At 52.5% G+C, this 486-nt stretch carries 1 protein-coding gene; it reads right to left on the bottom strand.

Annotated elements, in window-relative coordinates; translation table 11 throughout:
* Positions 1-167: 167 nt before the first annotated feature.
* A partial coding sequence (locus FVP33_RS19145; protein WP_222706801.1) for a hypothetical protein occupies positions 168-486 on the bottom strand: 319 nt, incomplete at its 5' end.

Raw genomic sequence — 486 nt, 5'->3', positions numbered from 1 at the left:
CGCTGCATGCCTATACGGACGGGACGGACGGTCCGTCGATGGAACGGCCCGGTCCTGTCCGAGGAGAACCATTGCCATGTCTGCCCCTAGGATGCTATGTGCAACCAGAGTCGGCACCATGTACTCTGGTGCCTCGTCTCTTACTACAATGTAAACCCGATCCTCGTTCATCCACCCTCCTTCTTAGACTTAAGGTATTCAATGATCTGTTCTTTTCTAAGCTCTGCGTTGGATGCGGGTTTGATTCCCACCTCCTGCAAGAAGGCCTTATCATACCCTTTCTGCTTCTGGATTGCAATAGCTTGCTTTACGATACCCGCCTCTTCAAGGGTGAGTCCGTAACGCTCTGCATAGGTCTTGATCTCATGGCACGGTTTGCACAAGACAGCCAAATCTCCTATGCGGACAAACACCACACCTTCCACGAACGCTTGGATATCCTCGACTCGCGTCAGGGAGAACTCCCCCGTCTTGTGGTCAATCTCA

It is taken from the genome of Lacisediminihabitans profunda (assembly GCF_008040105.1).
Classification (GTDB): Bacteria; Actinomycetota; Actinomycetes; order Actinomycetales; family Microbacteriaceae; genus Lacisediminihabitans; species Lacisediminihabitans profunda.
Note: the sequence above shows the minus strand (reverse complement) of the source record. Positions and strands in the feature narration are given on the sequence as shown.